Genomic DNA, 24078 nt, shown 5'->3' with positions numbered 1-24078 from the left:
AAAGATGAAAACGCATTCTTTTTCCTTATTGTTAAGGAAGGAAGTAATTTTAAATGGAAATAAAACAACATCTTCTTGTATTCTCGTAATGATATCTTTACGATTTTCAATACTTTCAAACTACAAAAACTCTCACAATAATTCTAATGATATACATACTGCTAAGTTCCTCTACTATCTTTCTTCATATTGATAGAAAATAAAGTAATGATCATTGTATATATAAATTTACTCTTGTTTGGTTTAAAGTAGTTTTTCAAACTTTGAAACGTACTTATCCTCTTCAATAAACAAAAAAATCCCTATACCAAGCTTGTAGCTAGTGAAATACAAGCCAATAAGCATAGAGATGTAAAACTATTACACATTAAAGAATCGAAATTGTTTATGAAATGTCTCAATTAGTTTTCACTAGTAAATATCATTTCTAACAAACGCCCTCTCAATTCCTCGTCCTGACGATGCAAGATATTCATTAACTCATGAGAATTTTTCGTATTAATGAATTGATTTAACAATCTATCTTTTAATTCATATGGTAGAGAAGCCGTCTTTAGTAGTCTAAAAACTTCATCATTTAGAGATGGAATTTTATTATCTTTCCATTCGAATTTAGCTGTATCATTCTTATTTGGCAATTCAATTATAGACACATTCGTTCCTTTAAAATGAATTCTATGCCTTCTATTACTTGGAACGATACTAGAATCTCCTTGTAATACTAACTCTACCATTCCCATTTCCCAATCGATTGATAATCTTGTTTTGTATCTTTGACCATTTTGATCTTCAATCATTTCAAAAGAATGTTGTTTGCCCGGGAATACATACCAATCTACAACTTCAGGTAAATCAACACCCATATCTATCTCAGAACCAACCAAGGGAATGATTGCACCACTTTTTGCGAACACAGGTATCGTCGAAATATCTCTATAAACACTCAACTTTACACCACCTGTATATTTTTTCTCTGAAAAGAAGTCATACCATTCACCTTCAGGGAACCATACATCTACTTTTGCAGATTGGAATACCAAATCCATCTTTTCTACAATGGGAGCCACCATCAGTTCTGTTCCAAAAAAGTATTGATTAGGAACATTATAGCTCTCATCATTCTCTGGGTAGAAATAATACATTGGGCTGATTAATGGGGCACCTTCCTCATGTGTCTTTACATTCATGGTATATAGATATGGAAGCATCTGATGTCTCAAACAAAGGTATTTCTTCATAATCTTAGATGTTGTTTCTGAAAAAAACCAAGGTTCTTTACTATTAAAGGGACTTCTAGAACTATGTAATCGAGTAATCGGACTAAAAACACCAAACTGTAGCCATCTAGTTTGTAATTCTTCGTCATAATCTCCAAGCATGTGCCCACCAATATCATGACTCCACCAACTATAACCAATATTAGATGCTGTCGCTGTAAAATAAGGTTGAAATCTTAACGAATTCCAACTAATAATAGTATCTCCTGAAAAACCAACAGGGTAGCGATGACTGCCAGGACCTGCATATCTTGATAAAATCAAACCACCTTCTGCATTTTTACAACTATCCTGATAGTGATAATGGTTTAAAAGCCACAGTGGATCCAACATACCTTGAGTCCCTTGTTGCCAGTCAATCCACCAAAAATCTACTCCCTGCTTTTCTAGCTCATAATGAACATCTTTAAAGTAGGATTCTCTAAAAGATGGATTAAAAAAATCAAAAATAGCAGGTTCCTCTAATTCTACATTTAACCCTAATCGTTTTGCGACCCGAGGATAAGCTTCTTCATAAGCCCGTATACCATCAGCAGGATGGACATTTAAAGAGAGTTTTAACTTTCTATCATGAAGTTGTTGCAATAACTGTTCTGGATTTGGTATTAAGTTTCTATTCCAACTATATCCTGTCCACCCACTTCCAAAACGGGCTGGAATTTCAGTTATATGCCAATCCATATCTAAAACACCGATAGATAATGGAATTTTCTCTGTTTCAAATCTGTCTATTAAATCCAAGTATTCATCCGACGTATAAGGCCAATATCTACTCCACCAATTGCCTAAAGCATATCTTGGCAACAAGGGTGTTGAACCAGTCAAATGGTAAAAGTCTCTGATTGCTCCTCTATAATCATGCCCATAGGCAAAGAAATACAGGTCAATTTGATTTTCTCTCTCAATATAACCAGACTGTTCATCCCAAATAAATCCTTGAGAATCATCCAGTAAGGCAATACCATTTCGGCTAATAATTCCATCTTCTAACGAGATTGCTCCATCTGCCTCATCCAGAGTCCGAGCTGTTCCTTTTAACGTTTCAATAGATTCACCAAAATACCAGCGACTACCATATACGGCAAAATTTCCTTTTAATTCTATAAATAAATTTTCGGCGTTAAATTCTCCTTTATTAAAGTGCAGATGAAAATAGTCCGTCATAATATCTAGTACGTTTGATGTCTCGATATAATCTAACGAAACTTGACCAAAATCTCTATTATAGATAAGTTGTGTAGTTCTATCCTCAAAACTTCCAGTTTGAGAGTATTCTAACCTTACTAACTTGTCTGTTAATACAGAGATTCGATAAAACTCTCCCTTAAAAATTTTCAATTTATTTTCCTCCGCTTATTAAATCTCTTTACCTTATCAAACATTTTATTTGTTATCGTTACATTCATCAATTTCAGTTGAATGGTGTGAATTTTACCCTAAAAATACACAAATTAAGCTAGATTTTACCAAAAAGTTCACACCATTGGTTCAATTATTTTTTGTTACGTACGTTTTTCTTAGATGATAGACTTCCTAATGTATTTCTTATAGCATTTGAGCAAACCTCCGTTAAAGGTTCTCCTATTGCCTCCTTGTAATTAAATCCTAATAGTTGCATAGTCTTTAAAGTATCCTTATTAAGCAGAGCAACCAATTGTTTCATTGAATCTTCTTTCCCATCTTCAACATTAGTAAATGAAGATAGAAGAGAAATAACCCGTTCTAAAGTGTTGTGCAAATACTCAATATCTTTATCATCAATATGTACTTTTTCATATTCTTCTTTATATGCCTGAGCAATTCTGATTGCCTGTTCTCGTTCCGAAAGTAACTCATTTACAATTTCATCATAAGTATTTCGTAATTTATCGGCGTTATGTTCTTCCTTTAATGATTGAATTTTACTATTCACTAGTGTTGTTGTTCCCTTAAATGTTAGAGTTCCCAACTCAATCCCTGCTCTTACTAAAGCTTCTGTAATATATGGCTCCATGCTATACCTCTGTTATTTCTTTTTATAGTAAAACTATTTTATCATAAATCTACATTAAACATAATATATCTTATAGTCTCTATCCCTTTAGGTAAAAATACCGATTTTATGGTATAATAAAGGTAACATTATATAAGGAGATGTGACATGACTCTTGATGTAAATAAAGAAGAATTAACAATTTTAGGGATTCCTTTTGATAATTTTTCAGATTTCGATACTGTCTGGTATGCTATTGGATCATCAATGATTGAAAATTATGAACCTACTGTTCAAGATGTGATTGATTTAAAAACTTATGTTGTCAATAGACGAAAGGAATTGAATATTGGTTAAAAATCAATACGAAAGCTATAAGTACATTGACCCTAATCACCAATATACCTATCCAAATTCCACAGTCTTAATCAACAAACAAAATGTTACAAATATTGAAGAAGCCTACCGAAATGAACACTTATTCGTTACTAAAAGACTTGCAGACTTGCGCTTGAAAGCCATTGAAGTCTATTCCATGAGTAATATTTTAGCCATTCATAACTATTTGTTTCAAGACGTTTATGCCTGGTCAGGACAATATCGCAAGGTGAATATCTCTAAAAGTGGTAATCCTTTTATGTCGATACAGTCGTTTAATGCTGCAGAAACTTATATAAATCATCTCATTCATTCCTATCATCAAACTGCCAACTCAAAAGATGAAATCATTAAACATTTAGCAAAAATTCTTGATAATCTTAATTATTTCCATCCCTTTCGAGAAGGAAATGGACGAACTCAACGAGAAGTTATTCGTTCCTTAGCACTATTAAAAGGGTATTCTGCACAAATACGAGTGGAACAAGATGATGAAGTTTACAACCTTTATATGGACGGAACTGTCTATGGAGACTTAGGGAAGCTAGAAGAATTATTTGGTAAAATATTAAAAGAAATATAGATTGTAATACTTGATAATTACAGAGGTGAAATAGGGATTCACTACACGTCAATAGATGTGAGAACCCTTGATTTTAAGCGATTCTTGAAATTCTAAATTTCACTACATTGCAATATAAATCAACCGAATCACTACCTTTTTTGAAATAAGAATAATGATTCGGATATGTAAAAGAAGAGGAGCTTTATTGTGAAGCTCCTCTTTTTTTATTTGTTCTTTTACTTACAAATCGTAAGACCTGGTTTGGAAAGTATGGATTTCAGTTGGACTAAAAACAGCGTAATATCAAGGATTTTCTGAACAATATCTACTTTTTAATTTCATAAAATCTGAATCAATATTTTTAAAATAGGGAATAGTTTAGGTCTCTAAGCATTAAAATAATACACCTAACTTTGGTCACCGTTTTTTAGTTATTCACTCTTTTTTCGGATAGTGTTTTTAAAGTTATGATGTAAAATGCCGCAATTAAAACACTATACATCATAATCGGAGGATAGAGAATTAAGGACAGAATCAATCCCACTCCTTTAATTATTAGGTCAGGTATCAATAACTTCCTATATTGTGCGGTAGCTTCAAGTAATTCTTTCTGATCTATATTGGGTTTATCAATTACTTTATGTAAAAACCAGTTTGCTACCGTTGAAACAATAACGATCAGTCCATAAAAGAGCTGTGCCGTATGATTCATGAAATGACTACTAACGATTCCAGTAGCATAGGGCATAAATGAAACAAAAAATAAAAGATACAAATTCTTTCAAATTCCTCCCTTTTCAACTTGGCTAACTTGACCTGCATTACCTAGGTCGCTTTGCTTTAAATTATACTTTTTTCTTAAACATTTGATACGAGTAGGTATTTCTTGTGAGTAATTTTCATCAAAAAATTTCATAGATAAGTCCTATATATAATCATGGTAAAGTAGTAAAAATAGTTGTTATCCTAGTTGATTAAAAAAGTCTTTGATTTCCTCATCTTTTATAAAATAATATATAATTTTCCCCTCTCTTCTAGTGTCCAAGATGTTTTGATTGGCTAGTTTACGAAGATGGTGGGAGGCAGATGCCATACTGAGATTTAATAAACAGGCTATATCGCAGACACAGAGTTCTTCGACGGCAAGGAGATAAAAAATGATATTTATCTGTTTATTATCGGTAAATTTTGATAAAATGCGAAGTGATTTTTGGACTTTTTCCTTTTCAAGGTAGTTCGTTGCGGTTGTAACATTTTGTTGATTTATAACATCCACTTGACAGATACTATCTTTTTTCATAATTTTTTCTCCTAGCTGAACACAGTCCTTAGCATATCAAAGCTGTTGTTTTCAATCAGGATATACATCCCCAATCCTAAATAAACAACGGCAATAAACCATCTGCTATATTTTTCCAAAGTTTCTCCAACAGAAGGGACTTGTGCCAACTTTTGGGCAGAAAAAACCAAGAGATAAATCATGACTAGAAAAGTAAGTAAAGCCACTATCAAATTCGCTAAATTTAAGGTAATAAAATATGGGACAAAAACACCAATATTGTCAGCACCACAACTTGCAAAAGTAATCATAGCGACTAGAAAAATCAGGTTTTTATCATCTTTGCGCAAACCATCTTTTGCAATAGCTTCTCCATCAGAATCTCCTAAAAGCAAAACTTTGAGGCCTAGGAAAATTGGAATCAAACCGAGCAAACCTAAAATCTCTTTACTAGGAATATAATTTAAGACAAATGCAAAAAGCAAACTTATCAATATTAGACTAACAGAGCCTAGAAATTGTCCTAAATAGATGTTAATGATGTCCTTTCTGCTTTTTCTTTTGGCAAAAAATAACATTAGGATAATAAGTAAGTCTACGGCTGTCCCAGAATACAGGATTATTGAAGTAACAACATTTTGAATCATAAAACACCTCATTCAAATATATTTTTGAATGAATTTTAACATTAAACTTTGTAGATGTCAACTTAAAATCCACCAATTAATAATTGCATGTCAATATTTGTATTGTGAAACTAGTTTCAGAAATATATAGTCTTAAAGTATGTCCACTGCCAATGGTTTTTTCAATATTTAAAAGGAGAGAACCAATTTGGTCCTCTCCAGGGTATAATTTTCCATCAACCCACTACAGTTGACAAAGAGCCGTTATTCTCAAATGAGACAACTCCTTTTAGTTTTTATAACCTCAGCTTCTCGGTCTCTTACCTACTTTTAATAGAAAGACTACGAAGGACGATTCTTAAAGTAGTCAGATTGTGCAATATCGAAAGATTAGATGGGCTTAACCAATTTAACAACCCAAATCCAATTAAACTTCCATTTATTACAACTGTTTCTTGAATATTTCTTTGAATTAATTTCTGCAACGATTCAGATAAAGAATTCAATTCCTCGAAGAAATCTAAACGATTATCTAATAATAAAATATCACTCATCTGCTTAGAAATATCAGCACTTTCATTCATCACAACCCCAATATCTGCAAGCGTCAAGGCAGCAGAGTCGTTTAACCCGTCTCCAACCATCAAAATAGTTCGGCCAGCTTTCTGTAATTCCTGAACCAACTGAAACTTACCATCTGGTTTTAAATCAGTATAAACGTTGTCAAATGGCAGATCTTTAACCAACTCTTCTGTTCTAGCCAACGTATCACCAGTTGCCAGAATCAGTTTTTTCCCTTGGCGCTTTAGCTTTTTCAATGCAACTTTCGCCTCGCTTCTCAAGGGAGTGTGGATACAAAACATCCCAATTAATTCTTTCTTATAAGCCAAAAACAATAAATTGTAATGAGTCTTATATTGCTCAATCAAGGCCAGCTGCTCAGAACTAATTCTTACCTGTTCGTCTTGCATTAGTACATAATTTCCAATGACAACCGATTGACCATCAATTTGCGATTTAATCCCTTTGCTTGCAACATACTGAAGCTTGCCATGCATTTCTTCGTGTTCAATGCCTTCAATTTCAGCTTGTTTAACAATTGCATTGGCAATAGGATGATAGATATGTTCCTCCAAACATGCACTTATTCTTAAAATATCTTTCTCAGTATAATCTCCGAAAGGAAGAACCTTTTCAACCAAAGGATAACTCGTCGTGATGGTACCCGTTTTATCAAACAAGAAAGTATCCACTTCCAGATATTTTTCTAATACATCACCATCTTTAATAACCATTTCTCGATTTAGACCTTCCTTTATGGCCGTAAGGTAGGCTACAGGTGTGGATATTTTTAGAGCACATGAAAAATCCACCAATAAAAAGGAAATGGCTTTTGAAAACGAACCTGTTAACAGATAAGTCAAACCAGCACCTAAGAAGTTATATTTTACAACCTTGTCTGCCATCCTAATAAAATGACGTTGTTTTGTCTTCTTACTCTCTTCAGATTTTTTCATCAGATTGATGAGTTGCAAAATACGACTGTTTATCTGATTATCAGTCACACGAATTCTTAACTCTCCTGTTTCCAAAACAGTATTCGCACATACAGAATCTCCCTCTTTCTTTTCAACAGGGAAGCTCTCTCCAGTCAAGGAACTCTCATTGACCATGCCTAATCCTGAAACCACTTGGCCGTCAAACAAGATTTCATTCCCTTGGGAGACAACTAATACATCACCTACTTGAACATCAGAACTCTTGATGCTGATGACCATGTCTCCCCGCACTAAGAAAACATCACTTTCTTTAGCAAGAAGGCTTTGTTCCAAATCTGTTGCTGTTTTTTTTAAAGACCACTGATCTAGATGATTACCCAAATCAAGCATAAACATGATGTTGCTAGCTGTCTTGGATTGGTTCATAAACAAGGACAACAAAATGGCCGAACAGTCCAAGACCTCCATGGTTAGTTCCTTGCGCGCTAAAGTTTGATAGGCTTCTTTGACATAACCCAAAGCCTGATAACAAGTCCAAATATAACGAATAGGGTAGGGTACAAAACTTCGAAACAGCAAACGCTTAATCGCTGCACCCGATACAATTGAATAAGCACTCTCTTCTCTACGAATGGGAAGAGTCATCAAGTCCGAAACTTTCCCCTTGTCAATTTTTTTTAAAAAGGCCTCTGCATTTTCTAATACAGAGAAGCCTTCTTTCATACGTAGAGTAAAGTGCTGCTGATCCATATAAAACTGAATAGAGTCGATCCCTTTTTCATCTTTAGCCAAGGAACGAAGATAATCTTGAATATCCAAGGTCAGTGAAAACGAGGACGATAATCGGATATGTTGATATCCTCTGTGTAGCACTTTAAAAGACATATTATTCACCTGTCAGGCTATCTAATTGTTCTTCTTTCTTTTCCTGTTCGTATAAATATTTAGCGTCTTGTAAAACATCATCACCGTGTTGTTTTACAACAGAAACAGATGCATCCAGTCCATCTTTCAATTTGTAAGCTTTAGCCAAGGCCTTAGAATAGCCTTTCTTAGCTTCTTTACTTGCTAAGACTTTCAAGCCAAGCGTCCCAAATGCTACCCCTCCTAAGAAGAGAGATGATTTTTTCGCAACTTTTGCGACGTTTAATACTTCTTTTAACATGTTTATTTCCTCCTTGTAACTATTGTAGCGAAAAATGACAGCAAAAGCAATTGCTGATATCTGATATATAGATAAAATTCTCTATACTGATATTTAATTATATTATGATGAAAACAATATACTTTATTTTTTGATACTGTAAATAATTATGTGTAAACACTTAAGTAGAGTTACGGAGTGTTAATTAAATAAGCTTTCAAGTGTATCAGAACATTGACCAAACCCTTTATGGATTCGTTGACTTTGCTTGAAATTATAATCTTCAAACAACGTAACTAAGTAACGTTCCAGAGCCTCCTCATTAGGAAAAAGAACCTTCTTTTTCGTTTGATGTTTGATTTCTTTGTTAAGAGACTCAATGAGGTTTGTCGAATACATGCTGTGCCAAATCTGGTAGGGAAACTGATAAAAAGTTAAAAGATTATCCGTCTTCTCCAGACTTTCCATGACTTTCCTATACTTTGGTTTCCATTCGGCGAGAAAGTCCTCTAAAGCTTGTCCTGCCATTTCTAAATTTTCAGCACGATAAATCATTATAAATTGCCCCAGAATAACCGCTCTATCTGCTCGTTTCACTTTACTAGCTAGATTTCGACTAATATGAATTAAGCAACATTGTTGTTTAGCTAATGGGTGAGCCTGACTGATAATCTGCTCAAGCCCCTTAAAGCCATCTGTAACTACAAGAGAAATCTGTTGGATTCCTTGGTTTTGAAGCTTGTCTAACAGGGTGGACCAAGAAGCATTGTTTTCTTGAGGCAACTGTGCATAGCATATCTCTATGCGACTAAAGTCGCTAGAGCTATCCTAATTGCGCACCGCCAGTTCTCATAGAAAAAAACACCTTGCAAGATGCAAAGTGTTTTCGTTTGTATTCTGCTGTCCAGTAACGAATTAACGTTTACTAAATTGTGATGCTTTACGGGCCTTTTTCAAGCCTGGTTTGGAAAGTATGAATTTCAGTTGGACTAAAAACAGCGTAATATCAAGACTTTTCTCCGCTTTTATAAAAGCGTTTTTCCAATCAAATTCAACTAATTTTATCTAAATGGTGTGGATTTTACCCCCAAAATTACAGAGAATGGAGCTGATAAACACTAAACGTTCACACCATTAGTTAAATGATTTTTTTCATCATTTTTCTTAGATGATAGAACTTCTAATTTATTTCTTATTCAAGCAAAAACAACCTGCTATAAGTAAGAAAGAGGAAGATACAAGAAAAACACGGCGTAAAAACCGATTCAGTTCATTGTCCTCAATCCTTGTCTGCTTCATTTTCTTTTACGAGATCGTTTTGTGAATCTTTTTCAGAGAGTTTTTGATCAATATACTTGTCAATGTTTTCATAAAATTCCTTGGTCGCTTCACTATCTAATGTTGGCGAGTTCTGAACTTGATTCACTTTCAATTGAACAGATTGAATACCGTAAGAGGCTTGTTTTTGGTGGAGTGTTTCTAATTCTTCTTCTGAAATCGGATCTCCAACAACCGTCAAGACCAATTCATTGTTACTTGACTTGTAGACTTGATTAATAACCGTATAATTGGCGAACTCTTTTCCTACAAACTGTTTGATCCCTTCTTTGCGCGCTTGTTCTATTGTCAGAGTAACTGCCGAATAGCTAGCTGGAAGAATCAACAATACAATCAAAGAAATCAAGCCAATTCTCATTTTAATGCTCAGCTCTTTAAATGAAGTTAAAGGAGATTTTCTCATCAAAATTCTTGTTCCAACAATGTTGGCTAGCATGATAAAGACACAGTTGATCAAGAAAAGATAGAGAGCCCCCAATAAAAATCGTACATTCCCATTAGCTAAACCATAGCCAGCAGTACAGATAGGCGGCATCAAAGCTGTAGCAATGGCTACTCCTGGCACGATATTGTTTGCTTCTTTTTTCCTTGAACCGATCACACCAGCAATCCCACCAGCAATAGCAATGAAAACATCCCAAATGGTTGGAGAGGTTCGTGCGATCAACTCGCTACTTGCATAAGACAAGGGAGAAATACAGAGTCGAGACAAGCAAACTGACCAACACTTGAGTCAATAAAACCTCTAGAGATTGCTTGATTAAACGCGTATCAAAAATAGCTAAACCGAATCCCAGTCCAACAATCGGTGTCATGAGAGGTGAAATTAACATGGCTCCAATAATAACAGCTGTTGAATTCATATTTAGACCGATAGAGGCAATAAAAATTGCACACATCAAAATCGCTGTATCTCTCAATCGAACATGAAGGTCATCGTATAATTTCTCACGGTATTCCCGTGTTGAATAATTGGCAGTCATTTGTCCTCTCCTCTTTCCTTATTTAAATCGGTATAATAATTAATAATAACAGCTGATAAACAGCCAAAAAATATGAGCCCATAAATCGTCAAGAAGACACTGGTAATCCTTCCAATCAAGGTCACAGCTAGGAGATCCCCGTAGCCGACAGTCGTCGAAGTCACAAAAGCATACCAAAGACCGTCTCCGTAATTTGTGATAGCAGGTTCAACTAGGAAAAGCACGCCTCCTGACCCAAAAACAAAGGTCACAAAACTCAGAGCAAACCGAGTAAAACCCGTAACCTGTATAATATGCCATAACATTTTTAAACGTCTCATTTGTTCTCCTTATTCATACTAGCTCCTGACCGAGCCGTTTTTTCCAATAATCAAAGTGAAGATAGGACATGATCTCCATCAGAGAAAGATAGACAAACTGATAGATCTGATTTAAGCTGATTATCAACTGATATTGTTTGAAAAATGACTGGAAGAAAGACTAGATATGACTGTCTTGAATCAGTCCCTTCTTAACATCAGACAGGATATTAGCTAAAGCTCCCAAGGACTGAAACGGTAAATCCTTGACATTTATATAGATCCGGTCCACCACATCATTCAGACTTTCTAGACTCATTATAACATACACTAGCTAAAACCTGTAATATTTTGACAACACTATTAACTATGGTTACAATAAAACTAAATAGACTTTAAGGAGAAAAATCATGATAAATTACGAAGAACTCTACGATAACTTAGAAGATTTTATTTCTAACCTTGAGATTCGTTTGACTAAAAATATTTTTGACGGAGAATTTCAGCAAAAAGTTAAATCCTTTGGTTCTGAATTGTTTAACTTTTGCAAGCATAAGCAGTTTGATATTGAATCAGCTGATATTTTAGCTTTACCATCTTTTGTTGAGCTCTTTAATCACACACCAAAAACGTCGCAAGGATATCTTTCTACTAGCGTTGAAAGATTTTATACTGACATTATTGAACCAACAAAAAGTGAACTCAAAGTCTAAACTTCCTAAGTATCTTACTTCTGGAATAGTTCCTCAAAGATTTCCCAATTCTCACGGTACTGTTTCAATTCACTAATGTTCTCTGAATCCTTTTCTGTATTCTCTAAATGCTCTATCGGAATTAGAAATACAGTTCCAGTTAGCTTATCTACGGCAGCATATATATCACAGTCCTCACTTGTTATTCTTCTGCCAACATTTCTTTCATTCGTGTGGTCGATACCTCTGCCACCTCTAGACCTATCCTTATATCTTACATAATTGTCAGATATACCTTTTACCTGTACACGAAAAATTTTGTTTTTATAATTTACAATACAATCATAACGTGAACTTCTAACGTCAACATTTGAACTATCGAATCCAGCCAAAATAGCTCTAGCAATAAATAGAAATTGTGCTGAATCACCCGCATTTGCAATCATCACACCACTATTTACATTTGTTAAATTAACAGGAAATCCATTTGACAATATTAGAGGTACATAACGCTTTATAATTTTCTTTAAATCGCCAACTATACTTTGAGTCTCATCCTTATTATACTCTAAAAATAAGCTAGCTACACTTTCAGTAAGTTCAGATAAAGTATCTTCCTTTAGTATGCTCTCACCTAAAGATTCAAAAGTATATTTTTTTAAATAGGCTTCAACATCTCCTGTTTTCAAAATATACTGTTTGGATATCTGTTCTGCTGTTTTACTGATGTCAAAATTACTTTGTTTGTATTCATCTATAATCTTATCTTTATCGGATTTGCTGAGTTTCGTATAACGGTTATTAAGGTATTCATCCATATCTGTTTTATTATGGATTTTTTCTTTATCTTTGTTTATGTTTGGATGTTTGTTTAGTGCATTGAGTATTTTATCATTACTAAAAAGAGTTGATGCTAAATTAAATAATACTATATTGTTCTCTACAAATTTTTCAATGTTGTCGATAGTTTTCTCTTGTTGACCTTTTTTAAATGATTCAAAGTCAAAAACAATCATTTCCTCTGTTTTAATCACCTCTAACAATTTTTTGTTAAGTCGATTTTCAGGAATAACCACACCCCATTTAAGAATTTCTTTAATTGTTAATTCAATGTCTAACTTATTCCTTCTAAGCAATTCTATGATACCTGTTTCTTGATCTTTCCAAATTTTTTCGAAAACTTTGTCAATTTCTTTCGTTATCTCTGTTAATGAATAGATGTGGTCAGGTATATCCTTACCCAATTTCGTAAAAGTCTCTTTCTGTGATTTTTTAGAAAAAGAGATTTTTTTTGAATCAATATCATTTAAATTATCCTCTACAAACTTCGAAATATCGCTATAGTTGTCTATTTTCATAAAATCACTCCATAAAAAATAACTTATTTTATTCTATTTTACTATATTTTTCTCAGAAGAATATCTACATGCTGCTTTTTAATATAAAAAATGATATAATTACAAAGTCAAACTTAATATGAGGAGGGGTAAACATGTCAAATTCTGTAAGTTCGCCCACTGTAAAAAAGTATAATATTGCTGCCTTTTTTAGCGGTGTTGGTGGAATTGAGTTAGGTTTTGAACAAACCAACGAGTTCAGAGTGGTGTTTGCAAATGAGTTCGATAAATACGCTAGAATGACTTATACATTGAACTATCCAAACGTTCATTTAGATTCTCGTGATATTCACGCTATTCCTGCAAATGAAATTGGAGAGAATATTGACGTCATTGTAGGGGGATTCCCTTGTCAAGCCTTTAGTATTGCAGGTTATAGAAAAGGTTTCGATGATGACAGAGGAGACCTATTCTTTGAACTCTTGAGAATGATAGAAGCTCAAAAGCCAAAAGCAATTTTTATTGAAAATGTAAAAAACATGGTCGGACATGACCACGGAAACACTTTCAAAGTTATTAGGGAAGCACTTACTGAAAATAACTATTTCATTAAATGGAAAGTTCTAAACGGTAAAGATTACGGTAACATTCCTCAGAATCGAGAAAGAATTTATATTGTTGGCTTTGATAATAAGGAAGCTTATGATAATTTTAGTTTTCCAGAAGAAATAAAATTGACAACCACACTACGAGACATTATCGATTTTACAGAGGATAAGGATTCCATCTATCACTATGAAGAAGGTAGACAACGATTTTATCCAGAGCTAAAAGCTAGTATGACTAGTCAAGACACTGTATATCAATGGCGTCGTCAGTATGTTCGTGAAAACAAAAACGGAGTCGTTCCAACTTTGACAGCAAACATGGGTACAGGTGGACACAACGTGCCGTTAATACTTACTAACAGTGGAACAATACGAAAACTTACTCCTAAAGAAACTTTTAATGCCCAAGGCTATCCTAAAGACTTCAAATTACCAGAGGGAGTTTCAAATGCTCAACTTTATAAACAGGCAGGGAATAGTGTTGTTGTTCCAGTCATTAAACGTATTGCTGAAAACATAGCAAAAGCTCTCAATGATTCAAATGGAAAAACACTGTTTGATAGAGAAGGAAAGTTTGCAATTCTTTATACAGAGATGAATGGACAGTTTGAGGGGGAATCTTATGTTAGAGACTTTGCCCAGAGTTATGAAGAAGCTGAAAATATCATTGAAAACTATCAGGATGGACTTGCGACTTTAACTGATGAAGACTATTTTAGACTAATCAAAAAACGTGGCAAGTTAGAATTTTACAGTATTGTTTAATTTAAAACAGGAAAGCTAGTGCTAAGCTAGCTTTCTTTTGTTATACTTAAATAAGTATTAACAATTGAGGTGAACTATTATGTCAATCTGGGAGCGATATTCTAAAGAGGAAAGAGATGAATATATCAAGTTTCTTCAAGTCTATGGTGCTTTAACGAATCTATTCCGACAGAAACACGGTGATCCTATTCCTTATTTAGATTCTAAGTTTCAAGAAACAATTTATGCAAAAGTTTTTAAGGCAGAGAATGTTGATATCGGAAATACTCCTCACGATATTTTATCCGTCTTTGGCGATGAACGTATAGGAATTGGACTTAAAACATGGATGAATTCCAAACCATCTTATCAAAAGGTAATGCAACTAAAAAGATATAAATCAGATATTGACCCCTTCTTCCAAAAATCTGATGAAGAACTAGCTTTAAAATTATCCCAAATAAAAAATGAGCGTATGCTAGTAGACTACAATCGATTGGGGCTTTCTAAGAAAAATAATATTTATCATTACATCACTCGTGATGCAGGAAAGTTTGTTATACAAGAGACGCAATACCCTCTAGTTGATACTAACAACTTGAGAAATTTCATGCGAACTTCTACTGCTTTCCAATGGTCTGACGGTCATAAAGATTATAAATTTACATACAGTGACTCACAAATTTGGCAACACTTTGACTCTGGTAAAAAAGACACTCTTATTCTTAACCAATTTGATGTCAACATCATTGAAGACCCATTTGATTTCCTTATACAATCTTATTTTAATTTTATTGGAAAGTATGATAACCAATATGATAATGATATTGTTGAGGTGTATCTCCCTCTTTATTCATACAGAAGTAAAGAAGTAGAAGAAAAATCAGGTCTAAATTCTTGGAATGCTGCACCTAAAAATAAAGGAAGTGTCACACTTAGACCTCTCAATGAAATCTATATTCCAATCCCTATTGAATTTCATAAAAAATATCCTGATTTCTTTTGTCCCGATATTTTTAAGGCTGAAAGAGAACAAAAAATATTTCAAGGAAATAGAAACGAAAAACCCCAAGTTAGATTCCAACTTAAACTACCAAATGGAGAGCTGATTCCATCTTTGGTTACCCAAAGCAATATGAAAGGTCTACAATCTGGTAGTACTACTGAAATTGACCCAAAGACTGGGAAATATTATGGGCAGTCTGCTCTTGGACAATGGTTACTTGTTGATGTACTCGGATTAAAAGACAGACAAGTTGTAACAAGAGAATGGCTCCAAAAGAAAGGAACCGACTCTGTTCGACTTTGGAGGAGAAAAGGTGATTACACTACTATCAATATTGACTTCGCACCAATTGGTAGTTTTGAATCTTTTATGAATGAAGAAGAAATTGATACTGAGGAATAATATATTTTCTTTCCGAAAAATTTATATTTTCCGGAAACTTAGTAAGGTGAAATCAAGTCTTCAAAAAAACACCTCGTACAATCTATACGAGATGTTTTCATTCTTTCCCTACTATCTAAATCTCTTTCAATTTTTCAAGATAGGCGCTTAATTCTGCTTGGGCTTCTGGTGTTGTGCCTACTAGCTGGCTACGCATGTGTGCGAGTCTGGCTTCTACCTCTCCAATCTCTTTATCAATCTCTGCGAGCTGGTCTGCGAGGTCGGCAAGGGGAACAACAAGTTCTTCCTCAAAGGTATCAACATAGCGCGGAATGTTAAGGTTGTAGTCGTTTTCGACAATCTCTTCAAAGCTGGCTAGATGGGCGAACTTCTCGACATTCTCGCGTTTTTGATAGGTCTCCAAAATCTTGGCAATATGGTCTTCGGTCATATTGTTTTGATTTTTCCCTTTTTCAAACTCTTTTGAGGCATCGATAAAGAAGACATCCTTATTGGTGCGATTCTTTTTAAGGATAATAATGGTTGTCGGAATAGAGGTGTTGTAGAAGATATTTGCTGGCAAGCCGATAACTGTATCAATAGCGCCTTCTTCTAGCAGATGCTGGCGAATCTTTTGCTCGGCTGCTCCTCGAAAGAGAACTCCGTGAGGGAGGACGATGGCCATAACTCCATTATGCTTGAGGTGGTAAAAACCATGAAGAAGGAAGGCAAAATCTGCTTTGGACTTAGGTGCAAGAACTCCATAACTTGAAAAGCGAGGATCTTGCAGGAATCCGCTATCTGCTGACCACTTAAGTGAATAGGGTGGGTTCATCAAAACCCCATCAAAGTCTGTCGGCTCGGTAGTTGGCCAATCTTCGTCTAGGGTGTCGTGGTTGCTGAGGTGATAGTTCTCAATCGCGACCCCATGAAGCATCATATTCATGCGAGCAAGGTTGAAGGTCGAAGTAATCAACTCTTGACCGTAGTATGAAATCGTCGAAGCTTCCTTACTATAGCGCTTGGCATTGAGCAAGAGAGAACCAGAACCCATGGTCGGGTCGTAAACTGATATGCCCTTTTGATGCTCACGCCCTGCAAAGACAATCTGAGTCATGAGGTGAGAGACTGCTTGAGGTGTATAGAACTCACCAGCCTTTTTCCCAGAATCACTGGCAAACTGGCCAATCAAGTATTCATAAGCATCGCCCAAGATATCACCAGCATGACTGGAGACATTGAGGTCGTTGAGCTGTTTCATGACCTCAGAGATAGTTTTGTTTTGCTTTTGTGGGGTGTTGCCTAGCTTTTTCGCATAGAGGTCGATATCTTCGAAGAGATTTTCAAATTTCTCATTGGCCTGCTCGATATCACGGAAACTTTGAGCTAGAGATTCTAGCTGGAAGGTGCCTTCGTGGATAGACTGAACCAGCTTGGTAAAGGTCAGAGAAGGCTCAATCACATAGCCCAGATCGTCATTTAAGACCTCGATGAGGTCTTCACGGACATCTGTATCCGCAAAGTTTTCCTCATAGAGAAGCTGGGCTTGCTGGAAGGACTCAAAGGTCTCGTCCAAGTTGTCACAGACGGCTTGGAGGATGTTGTCGGATAGGTACTTGTAGAAAATCAAGCCCAAGAGGTAGGACTTGTATTCATTGGCTTCCATCTGGCCACGCAGGATATCTGCCGCATTCCAGAGGGATTGGTAGAGCTGTCTTGATAAATCTGTTTGTGACATAGGGTCTCCTATCAATTTCTACTTTCATTCGTTTAGTGTAGCTTTTTGAGGTCTTGGTATCTTATGGATTGAACACGACCTAAAAGCTGGGTAAAAAAGATAAACTGTCTGGCCTTCATCGAAGACTGCGCCAGTTTCCTATTTTTACTGGGCTTTTAACGGTCTTGGTATCTTAGATAAACATTTTTCTGAGTAGGGTTTGTTTGCTTTCTTTGAGCTGGTTGACTTTTTCCTCTTGCTTGGAAATAGCCTTGTCTAGGTCTTGGAAGAAAGAACCGATAGCTTGTTGTTCAGGGAGAGAAGTTGTGAAAATATAAAAATCATCCAAAAAACTTTTTATTACATGAGGTATATTGGGTGTTCTATATCTCTCAAATATTAGTGATTGACTAGCCTTCATTTGCTGATAATAAAAGCTTCCACTACCAAATATTTTATATGATTTCAAAGTTGAACCTAAAGCTCCTTCAAAACCATAATAAACAGCACCAGCCTGTGAACCATCCCATAAAATGATAATATCCTCTTTGGATGTATCACAATCACAATCAACTCTTGTTTGCTCTCCACCATTCAGATAGATAGTGTCTAAATAAACAGACTTATTACCAATCATCTCAGATTTTGCTTTTCCTTTTCTTTCAGAAGCAACAACTTCCCCCAACTTCACTTCCTTCCAGTCATCTTCAAATCCTGCGAAGCGAAGGGCTGGTTTGGTTTGTCCTTTGGCTGGGAAGAGGAGTTTGAGGTAGGTTTTCTTCTGCTCTTTGAGTACCTCTAACTTACGCTGTTGAAGGTTAATGAGCTGGTCAATATCTTGGAAGAAAGAACCGATGGCAGTTTGCTCGGGGAGGGAGGGGAGGGAAATGACAGTATCTCTAATAGTCTTTAGACCCAAATTTTTTATAGTCGTACCAGTTAAATTATTATTAAAATGTTTCACAATCTTGGGAGTTTGTAAAATGCTATATATAAATTTTCTATTAAATTCTTCGGTTGTTAAATAAGCTACGCTTTTCCCCAACATTACTTTCTCATCTCTATACCACGCTAAACTACCTATTGTTCCATTTATAGACATCAAAATAGTATTTTTTTTTAAACTAGTATCTGACACTGTTAATTGGTTACTTTGAACCTTTTTAGTTTCTGGAAACAAAAAAATTTTCCCATCGACAAGATTATTTCCATTTATGAAATAATAATCTCCATCTTTAGAATAAACTGGCGTCCCATGAATACCATCTCCAATTTTAGAGATCCCATCACTCAATTTCTTTTCTTCCCAAGGAACGGTATAACCTGTAAAACGGTAATCTGGTAATTTAAGCATGTGAACTAATCTCCATTTTATTTAATAACTCATCTGATACAATATATTCTGTCCATAAGATTTCATTATTTACTTTTCTTTCATTATCCACAATAACATAATGAATTTTATCTATACTACTTACTTTTAATTTACTTGCTAATTTTTCTTCTCGAATGTTTATAGATTCACCATTATCTGGAGCAACAATAATCAGATGCTTTTGTTCTCTCTCAATCGCTGTCCTAATGATACCATTTATATGCTCATCATCTTCGTTAAATCCAAAGCCAACTGAACAAATAAAATCGGACTGTAGTAATTCGGAATAATATTCCACATATTTCTTAGACATATCAATAGATGTCATAGGCTTCGTTCCACTCTGTGTAAATATCAATGGAACTGCAAAATTTTTATAATTCTCATATTCAGCTTTATTTATTATTATATTTAAATACGGATCATAAAAGTCATTAACACTACCATTAAGAAATATAATGTTTTTACCACGTAATTTATCTCCGATCAAAGTATTTACATAATTTGAAGTTGCTATAGTTTTAATTTCAAAATTTTCTTGACTGTTTAAATCATCATAATATCCTATATTTTCCGCATTATAATCAGAAGCACACTCCTCAATATATTCTCGTACTGAATGCAGGAAGATACTAATCTTACAGAACTTTCCCCACTCATTTTTAGGGATATATAGATAATGCCAGTTACTATCAATTACTGATTTATAATCCAAAATATCTGCATAAATTTGTTCTAAAATTTTAAAAGCAAGCTTAACAATATAATGAGCCTCTTTAGTCGAACTCCTATATAAAAGTTCGAGTCCTTTAACACCAGCAGATTGATAATTAACTGAAAGATTATTTCCTAAATCATCAAAAATACTTAACTCCAAATCATCTGTTGAAAATATATTCTCTTGTATATTTCTCGATAAATTTTCACTCATTGCGCCTATATGTATTTGAAGTATAGACTTGACAATATCACCCAATAGTTCTTTATCAATGTCTTTTTCAAATTCAAATTGGTTGTAATATGTTAATAATATCGCAAAATATTTACTATTGAATAAATCATTTCCATCTTGGAAATAGTTATTATATTTTAGTTGCTGATTAATGTTGATGTCCTGATATGATATTTCTAATTCCTCTAATAAAGTGTCTTTAAACTTAGAAACAGAATCTACTAAAGGACGAGCAATGTCATCTAATTTATTGATCCTATTTATGATGGAATTACGATTATTTACAACAGTATCTTTTATTATATTTTCAAAAATACTCTCTCGAAATGTAGCAACCCTCTTAGAATCATAATCTTGTGGTAACCATTTACTTGCGTACTGAGAACTTTTGTTAATTCTTTCCCGATTTTTTTTAAAAATATCCTTAGCATTAGTAGTATTTTTTTGAAAAATGTCTAAGGCAAATTTGCCTCCAGTAGGCATACCGTAAGCAATTTCAGCTCCTGCTCCAAACAAAAAACCTACTTTATTCATATTTAATCCTTTCGTGGTTTCAATTACTTCTACTTTTTACTTTATGTACTTGATGTTAATTTTCTATTCTTCCAATTTTAATAATCGGAAACTTTCCTCCATATAAGTTGCACAAAAGATTATCATCTTCCTCTTAATGGCAAAATCTCTTCTGTTATCATACGCATATAGTCCGCTTTAAGAGCTTTTTTATACTTCAGTTTTGGTAGAGATCGTTCCCCATGGATTAGTCTATATGCTGCATAATTCTGAGAATCAGTGATTGCTTTCTCTCCACTTTGTTTATCGCTACCAATACGGTAATGTTCAACAACAAATCTGAGTTCCTCTCGCCCTATTTGCCAATAATCAGCTGTTTGACAAATAATCTTATTAATCGCAAGTTGGATCATATCATCTAATTTTTGTGCAATAGATTGACCCTGATAACTATCAATATCTGCCTGAACATCTTCCCAAAGTTCTGAAATAATTTTAGATAATTTAGGATTTGTTTTTTCCAAATCCTCTATATACTTATCTACTAGACTCTTTTCATGTTTCCTTAGCGTATTATCTTTATTTTCAATTAAAACTTGAATAAGAGAAAGGATATACTGATAGTTTATCTCATCTGTACGTATGGATTCGAGCTCATATTCTATATCAATTAGAAATTCTTCGTCTTCAACTTCCTGGTCTTCTCTCCTACGTCTACGAAGTTCTTCGATGACATTTTGGTATTGACCTGCAAAATTCTCAATATCTTCCATACTCAAACTAATTTCTTTAAGAATATCATCTTCATTATACTCTGCATATACTTGTATTGAAGAGAAAAGCTTATCAAATTCTTGGAATGCTTTAGCAAAACGTTTTAATTCAGCATCTGTCGACGAATCAATATCTGGAACTTGTTCAGGACTAGGAGCAATCAGCAGAAGTTGATTAACTTTTTCAAGAAATTTAGCTTTTTCCTCTGACCATTCAGGTGCCAAGACACTGCTTTCTCCTCCATTTGAGTATAATCTTAAAGCTTCATCTACTTTTTCTTTAAATTTGATAGGAGTTTGAAATGTAACAATTTGTCCATATTTTTTTTCTTCATCAAAAATCCTATTTGTTCTCGAAAATGCCTGAATAAGATGCTGTGGTTTCATTGGCTGACGGTCCATGAACAGAGTAGATAAACAAGGTGCATCAAAACCAGTTAACAAACGATCTACGACAATAACGAGGTCCAATTGTTCATCACGAAATGTAAATCGTTCTTTCTTACGTGCTAGACGGTCATTTAGATCTCTATTATAAGAGGCAATAGTTTCAAGATTAAAGTGGGTACCAAACATCTCATTGTAATCTTGTAAATTAATAGCCATATTTGTTTGATTAGAATAGGAGTCTACTTCATTTTCTGTTAAAGAATAGGTTATTGCAACCTTAGGAAAGTCCGGTAATATTTTTTTAATACTTTCAGAAATATTTAGTGATTTTTCACCATTTTTAACCTGCTTAATTAAATTATAATAAGCCTGAGCTCGAGAAATACTTTTAACAGTTAAAATGGCTTCATAAGTCTTTCCAACACCATTTTTAAACCCTAATTTCCTTTTTGAACGGTTTAATATTGCATCCAAAACTGCAAGCATGTGACGTTCATCATCATACAGTTCATCGTCAATCTCTTCCTCTGCCCAGTCAGGTATGGTTGTATGATATTCAACATTAAATCCTAAAACCGCACGATCGTGAATAGCTTCTTTTACAGTATACTCATGTAGGCAAGAGCCATACTGCTCCTCGGTCGTCTGAGCTAAGTCACCTTTTTGTTCTCGTTTATTTTCTGAAAAAATAGGTGTGCCTGTAAAGCCATACCAAAGAGAATTCGTGAAAAAATTTTGTAAATAACGTTGACGCTCTGGTGTTACCGCTCGATGACATTCATCTACAACAAATGCTAATTTTAATTGTTTAATACGGTTGAAAACTTTTTGGTGACGACCTTCATCAAATTGACGAATCATAGCATTTAGTTTTTGAATAGTTGTTACAACTACACGACGCTCATCAGAAGCTAGATGTTTAACCAATTCATATGTGTTATCTGTTTCATCAATATCAATCATGTCATTTTCAGCATATGACTGGAAAGAGCTTGTGGTTTGTTGATCCAAATCTGTCCGGTCGATAACAAAAATAGTCTTTTCAATCGATGGAATTTGGAGCAAGTTTCTAGAAACCTTATAAGATGTCAAAGTCTTCCCAGAACCTGTCGTATGCCAGATATACCCTGATTGTTGCCGGCGACTAGCTTCTCTAATCGCTTCTATAGCATGTACTTGATAAGGACGTAATAATATCAAAGCTTTTTTATCATCATCTATTACAGAGTACTGCATCACCATCTCATGTGCTCTAGGAATTGATAATACTGCTTCTGCAAAATCAAATAGTTGAGGCTGGGGCCTATTTTCACTATCTACCCACTTAGTCAAAAAACGCTCATTTAACTTGTTAGCTTTAGCTGCAGCAATATAACGAGTATCAGTAATATTTGATACTACAAACATTTGTAAACTTGAAAAAATTCCACGAAATTGTCCCTCTTGGTCGTATTTTTTAATTTGATGAAAGGCATGCATAAAGCCATGAGAACGACTTTTCAGTTCGATTTGAATCAAAGGCAAACCATTAATAAGCAGGGTCACGTCTCCACGTCGATGACGTATGTCTTCTCCTCCAGTCATTATTTGATTAACAACTTCATAACTAGACTTTCCGCCTGCAACATTATTCCTCCATAAAACTTCTAAACGAATTGTTCCTAGGCTAGCGTTCTCACGTTGAACTTGAACTTTAGCAATACCATTTTCCCCAGCTATCCACTTTGCTGCTTCGTAAAAATTAATAAAATTGAGCTGATTTTTAATTTGATTTTTTTCTGAATTTGTAAGAGGTACATCATTTAAAAACCGAACATTATTTGCTTCCAGCTTCTCAAAAAAATTATTCCATAGTTGTTCTTCTGTATTTAATTCTGGTCTATAGACCCATTGACTCTCGCCTCTTGTAAGTTGATTAATCAGGTCTACTTCTATAGACAACTCCTCTTTATACTTGATTCCACTAGACATCACAATTTCCCCTTTAAGACTCCGCAATTATTTAGTTTAACAGCGTTACTATTAAATCTCATTGTATCACAAAATACTATATAGGAAAAGGCTTTCTATATATCTATAACTACAAAAATACACTGAGATTCTGAGCTGTACCCCAAAGGTTAGATAGAAAAAATCAAACTTTTGGGATCAGTACAATACTTATCCCAGTATGTTTATTTCATTCTATTGTTTGCGTCTCAGTGAGCAATTTTTTCTGTAACAAGTTTTA

The 24078-nt window shown here is 34.4% G+C and carries 20 protein-coding genes and 2 pseudogenes; 5 read left to right on the top strand and 17 right to left on the bottom strand.

The genetic code is table 11. The features are described from left to right. Positions 1-401 precede the first annotated feature (401 nt). Both HW271_RS01610 and HW271_RS01605 read right to left on the bottom strand, forming a co-directional pair. Positions 402-2615: a glycoside hydrolase family 31 protein gene (locus tag HW271_RS01610; RefSeq protein WP_178894598.1), complete on the bottom strand. Its 2214-nt coding sequence runs from the start codon at positions 2613-2615 to the stop codon at positions 402-404. A 154-nt stretch (positions 2616-2769) separates the two neighbouring features. Beyond that, positions 2770-3270, bottom strand: coding sequence for a hypothetical protein (locus tag HW271_RS01605; protein ID WP_178894597.1), 501 nt, complete (start codon positions 3268-3270; stop codon positions 2770-2772). Positions 3271-3417: 147 nt separating this feature from the next. Between HW271_RS01605 and HW271_RS01600 the strand changes: the two genes are divergently transcribed. Together HW271_RS01600 and HW271_RS01595 are read left to right on the top strand one after the other, a co-directional pair. Beyond that, positions 3418-3606 carry a hypothetical protein gene (locus HW271_RS01600; RefSeq protein WP_000171300.1) on the top strand — a complete coding sequence of 63 codons (189 nt, stop codon included), beginning with the start codon at positions 3418-3420 and terminating at the stop codon, positions 3604-3606. Beyond that, the gene (locus HW271_RS01595; RefSeq protein WP_178894596.1) at positions 3599-4210 is read left to right on the top strand and encodes a Fic family protein; all 612 of its coding nucleotides are present in this window, start codon (positions 3599-3601) and stop codon (positions 4208-4210) included. The genes HW271_RS01600 and HW271_RS01595 overlap by 8 nt, the downstream gene beginning before the upstream one ends. Positions 4211-4619: 409 nt before the next feature. Here HW271_RS01595 and HW271_RS01590 read toward each other — a convergent pair whose 3' ends face one another. The 10 genes and pseudogenes from HW271_RS01590 to HW271_RS08760 form a co-directional block, all read right to left on the bottom strand. Continuing rightward, a complete protein-coding gene (locus tag HW271_RS01590; RefSeq protein ID WP_002893753.1) occupies positions 4620-4940 on the bottom strand; it encodes a hypothetical protein in 321 nt (106 codons plus the stop codon). Positions 4941-4973: 33 nt separating this feature from the next. Beyond that, positions 4974-5108 carry a hypothetical protein gene (locus HW271_RS08765; protein WP_002889641.1) on the bottom strand — a complete coding sequence of 45 codons (135 nt, stop codon included), beginning with the start codon at positions 5106-5108 and terminating at the stop codon, positions 4974-4976. Between the two features lie 45 nt (positions 5109-5153). Continuing rightward, the gene (cadX, locus tag HW271_RS01585) at positions 5154-5492 is read right to left on the bottom strand and encodes a Cd(II)/Zn(II)-sensing metalloregulatory transcriptional regulator CadX (RefSeq protein ID WP_002889640.1); all 339 of its coding nucleotides are present in this window, start codon (positions 5490-5492) and stop codon (positions 5154-5156) included. An 11-nt stretch (positions 5493-5503) separates the two neighbouring features. Beyond that, on the bottom strand, positions 5504-6118 hold the full coding sequence (locus HW271_RS01580) for a CadD family cadmium resistance transporter (protein ID WP_310437576.1): 615 nt from the start codon (positions 6116-6118) through the stop codon (positions 5504-5506). A 299-nt stretch (positions 6119-6417) separates the two neighbouring features. Further along, positions 6418-8481, bottom strand: coding sequence for a heavy metal translocating P-type ATPase (locus HW271_RS01575; RefSeq protein ID WP_002893754.1), 2064 nt, complete (start codon positions 8479-8481; stop codon positions 6418-6420). A 1-nt stretch (position 8482) separates the two neighbouring features. Continuing rightward, positions 8483-8761 carry a DUF6110 family protein gene (locus HW271_RS01570; RefSeq protein ID WP_002893755.1) on the bottom strand — a complete coding sequence of 93 codons (279 nt, stop codon included), beginning with the start codon at positions 8759-8761 and terminating at the stop codon, positions 8483-8485. Positions 8762-8941: 180 nt separating this feature from the next. Then, positions 8942-9532, bottom strand: a pseudogene (locus HW271_RS01565) (transposase); the annotation flags it as partial. Between the two features lie 487 nt (positions 9533-10019). Continuing rightward, positions 10020-11061: pseudogene (locus HW271_RS01560) on the bottom strand (DUF389 domain-containing protein). After that, entirely contained in the window at positions 11058-11381 is a 324-nt protein-coding gene (locus HW271_RS01555; RefSeq protein ID WP_001253404.1) for a potassium channel family protein, read from the bottom strand. The pseudogene HW271_RS01560 and the gene HW271_RS01555 overlap by 4 nt, the downstream one beginning before the upstream one ends. Before the next feature lie 160 nt (positions 11382-11541). Continuing rightward, positions 11542-11679: a hypothetical protein gene (locus HW271_RS08760; protein WP_259274721.1), complete on the bottom strand. Its 138-nt coding sequence runs from the start codon at positions 11677-11679 to the stop codon at positions 11542-11544. Positions 11680-11770: 91 nt separating this feature from the next. Here HW271_RS08760 and HW271_RS01545 point away from each other — a divergent pair, with 91 nt between their 5' ends. After that, positions 11771-12073 (top strand): hypothetical protein, encoded by a 303-nt coding sequence (locus HW271_RS01545; protein WP_036755024.1) that lies wholly within the window; start codon positions 11771-11773, stop codon positions 12071-12073. A 14-nt stretch (positions 12074-12087) separates the two neighbouring features. Here the strand turns inward: HW271_RS01545 and HW271_RS01540 are convergent, their stop codons facing one another. Further along, positions 12088-13410 carry a hypothetical protein gene (locus HW271_RS01540; RefSeq protein WP_052063267.1) on the bottom strand — a complete coding sequence of 441 codons (1323 nt, stop codon included), beginning with the start codon at positions 13408-13410 and terminating at the stop codon, positions 12088-12090. Between the two features lie 134 nt (positions 13411-13544). On the opposite strand from HW271_RS01540, the gene HW271_RS01535 reads away from it, so the two are divergent. Next, the gene (locus HW271_RS01535; RefSeq protein ID WP_036755025.1) at positions 13545-14762 is read left to right on the top strand and encodes a DNA cytosine methyltransferase; all 1218 of its coding nucleotides are present in this window, start codon (positions 13545-13547) and stop codon (positions 14760-14762) included. A 79-nt stretch (positions 14763-14841) separates the two neighbouring features. Then, positions 14842-16149, top strand: coding sequence for a hypothetical protein (locus HW271_RS01530; protein ID WP_036755026.1), 1308 nt, complete (start codon positions 14842-14844; stop codon positions 16147-16149). A gap of 115 nt (positions 16150-16264) precedes the next feature. On the opposite strand, the gene HW271_RS01525 is transcribed toward HW271_RS01530, so the two are convergent. From HW271_RS01525 to HW271_RS01510, 4 genes are all read right to left on the bottom strand, one after another. Then, the gene (locus HW271_RS01525; protein ID WP_178894594.1) at positions 16265-17866 is read right to left on the bottom strand and encodes a type I restriction-modification system subunit M; all 1602 of its coding nucleotides are present in this window, start codon (positions 17864-17866) and stop codon (positions 16265-16267) included. 172 nt (positions 17867-18038) lie between these two features. Then, entirely contained in the window at positions 18039-19199 is a 1161-nt protein-coding gene (locus HW271_RS01520; protein WP_178894593.1) for a restriction endonuclease subunit S, read from the bottom strand. Continuing rightward, positions 19192-20706 carry a hypothetical protein gene (locus tag HW271_RS08755; RefSeq protein WP_259274720.1) on the bottom strand — a complete coding sequence of 505 codons (1515 nt, stop codon included), beginning with the start codon at positions 20704-20706 and terminating at the stop codon, positions 19192-19194. Before HW271_RS08755 ends, HW271_RS01520 begins: the two co-directional genes overlap by 8 nt. Positions 20707-20828: 122 nt before the next feature. Beyond that, positions 20829-23819 carry a type I restriction endonuclease subunit R gene (locus HW271_RS01510; RefSeq protein WP_178894592.1) on the bottom strand — a complete coding sequence of 997 codons (2991 nt, stop codon included), beginning with the start codon at positions 23817-23819 and terminating at the stop codon, positions 20829-20831. Between the last annotated feature and the right edge of the window lie 259 nt (positions 23820-24078).

This window comes from Streptococcus sp. oral taxon 061 (assembly GCF_013394695.1).
Classification (GTDB): Bacteria; Bacillota; Bacilli; order Lactobacillales; family Streptococcaceae; genus Streptococcus.
This window is presented reverse-complemented; position numbering and strand designations above follow the sequence as displayed.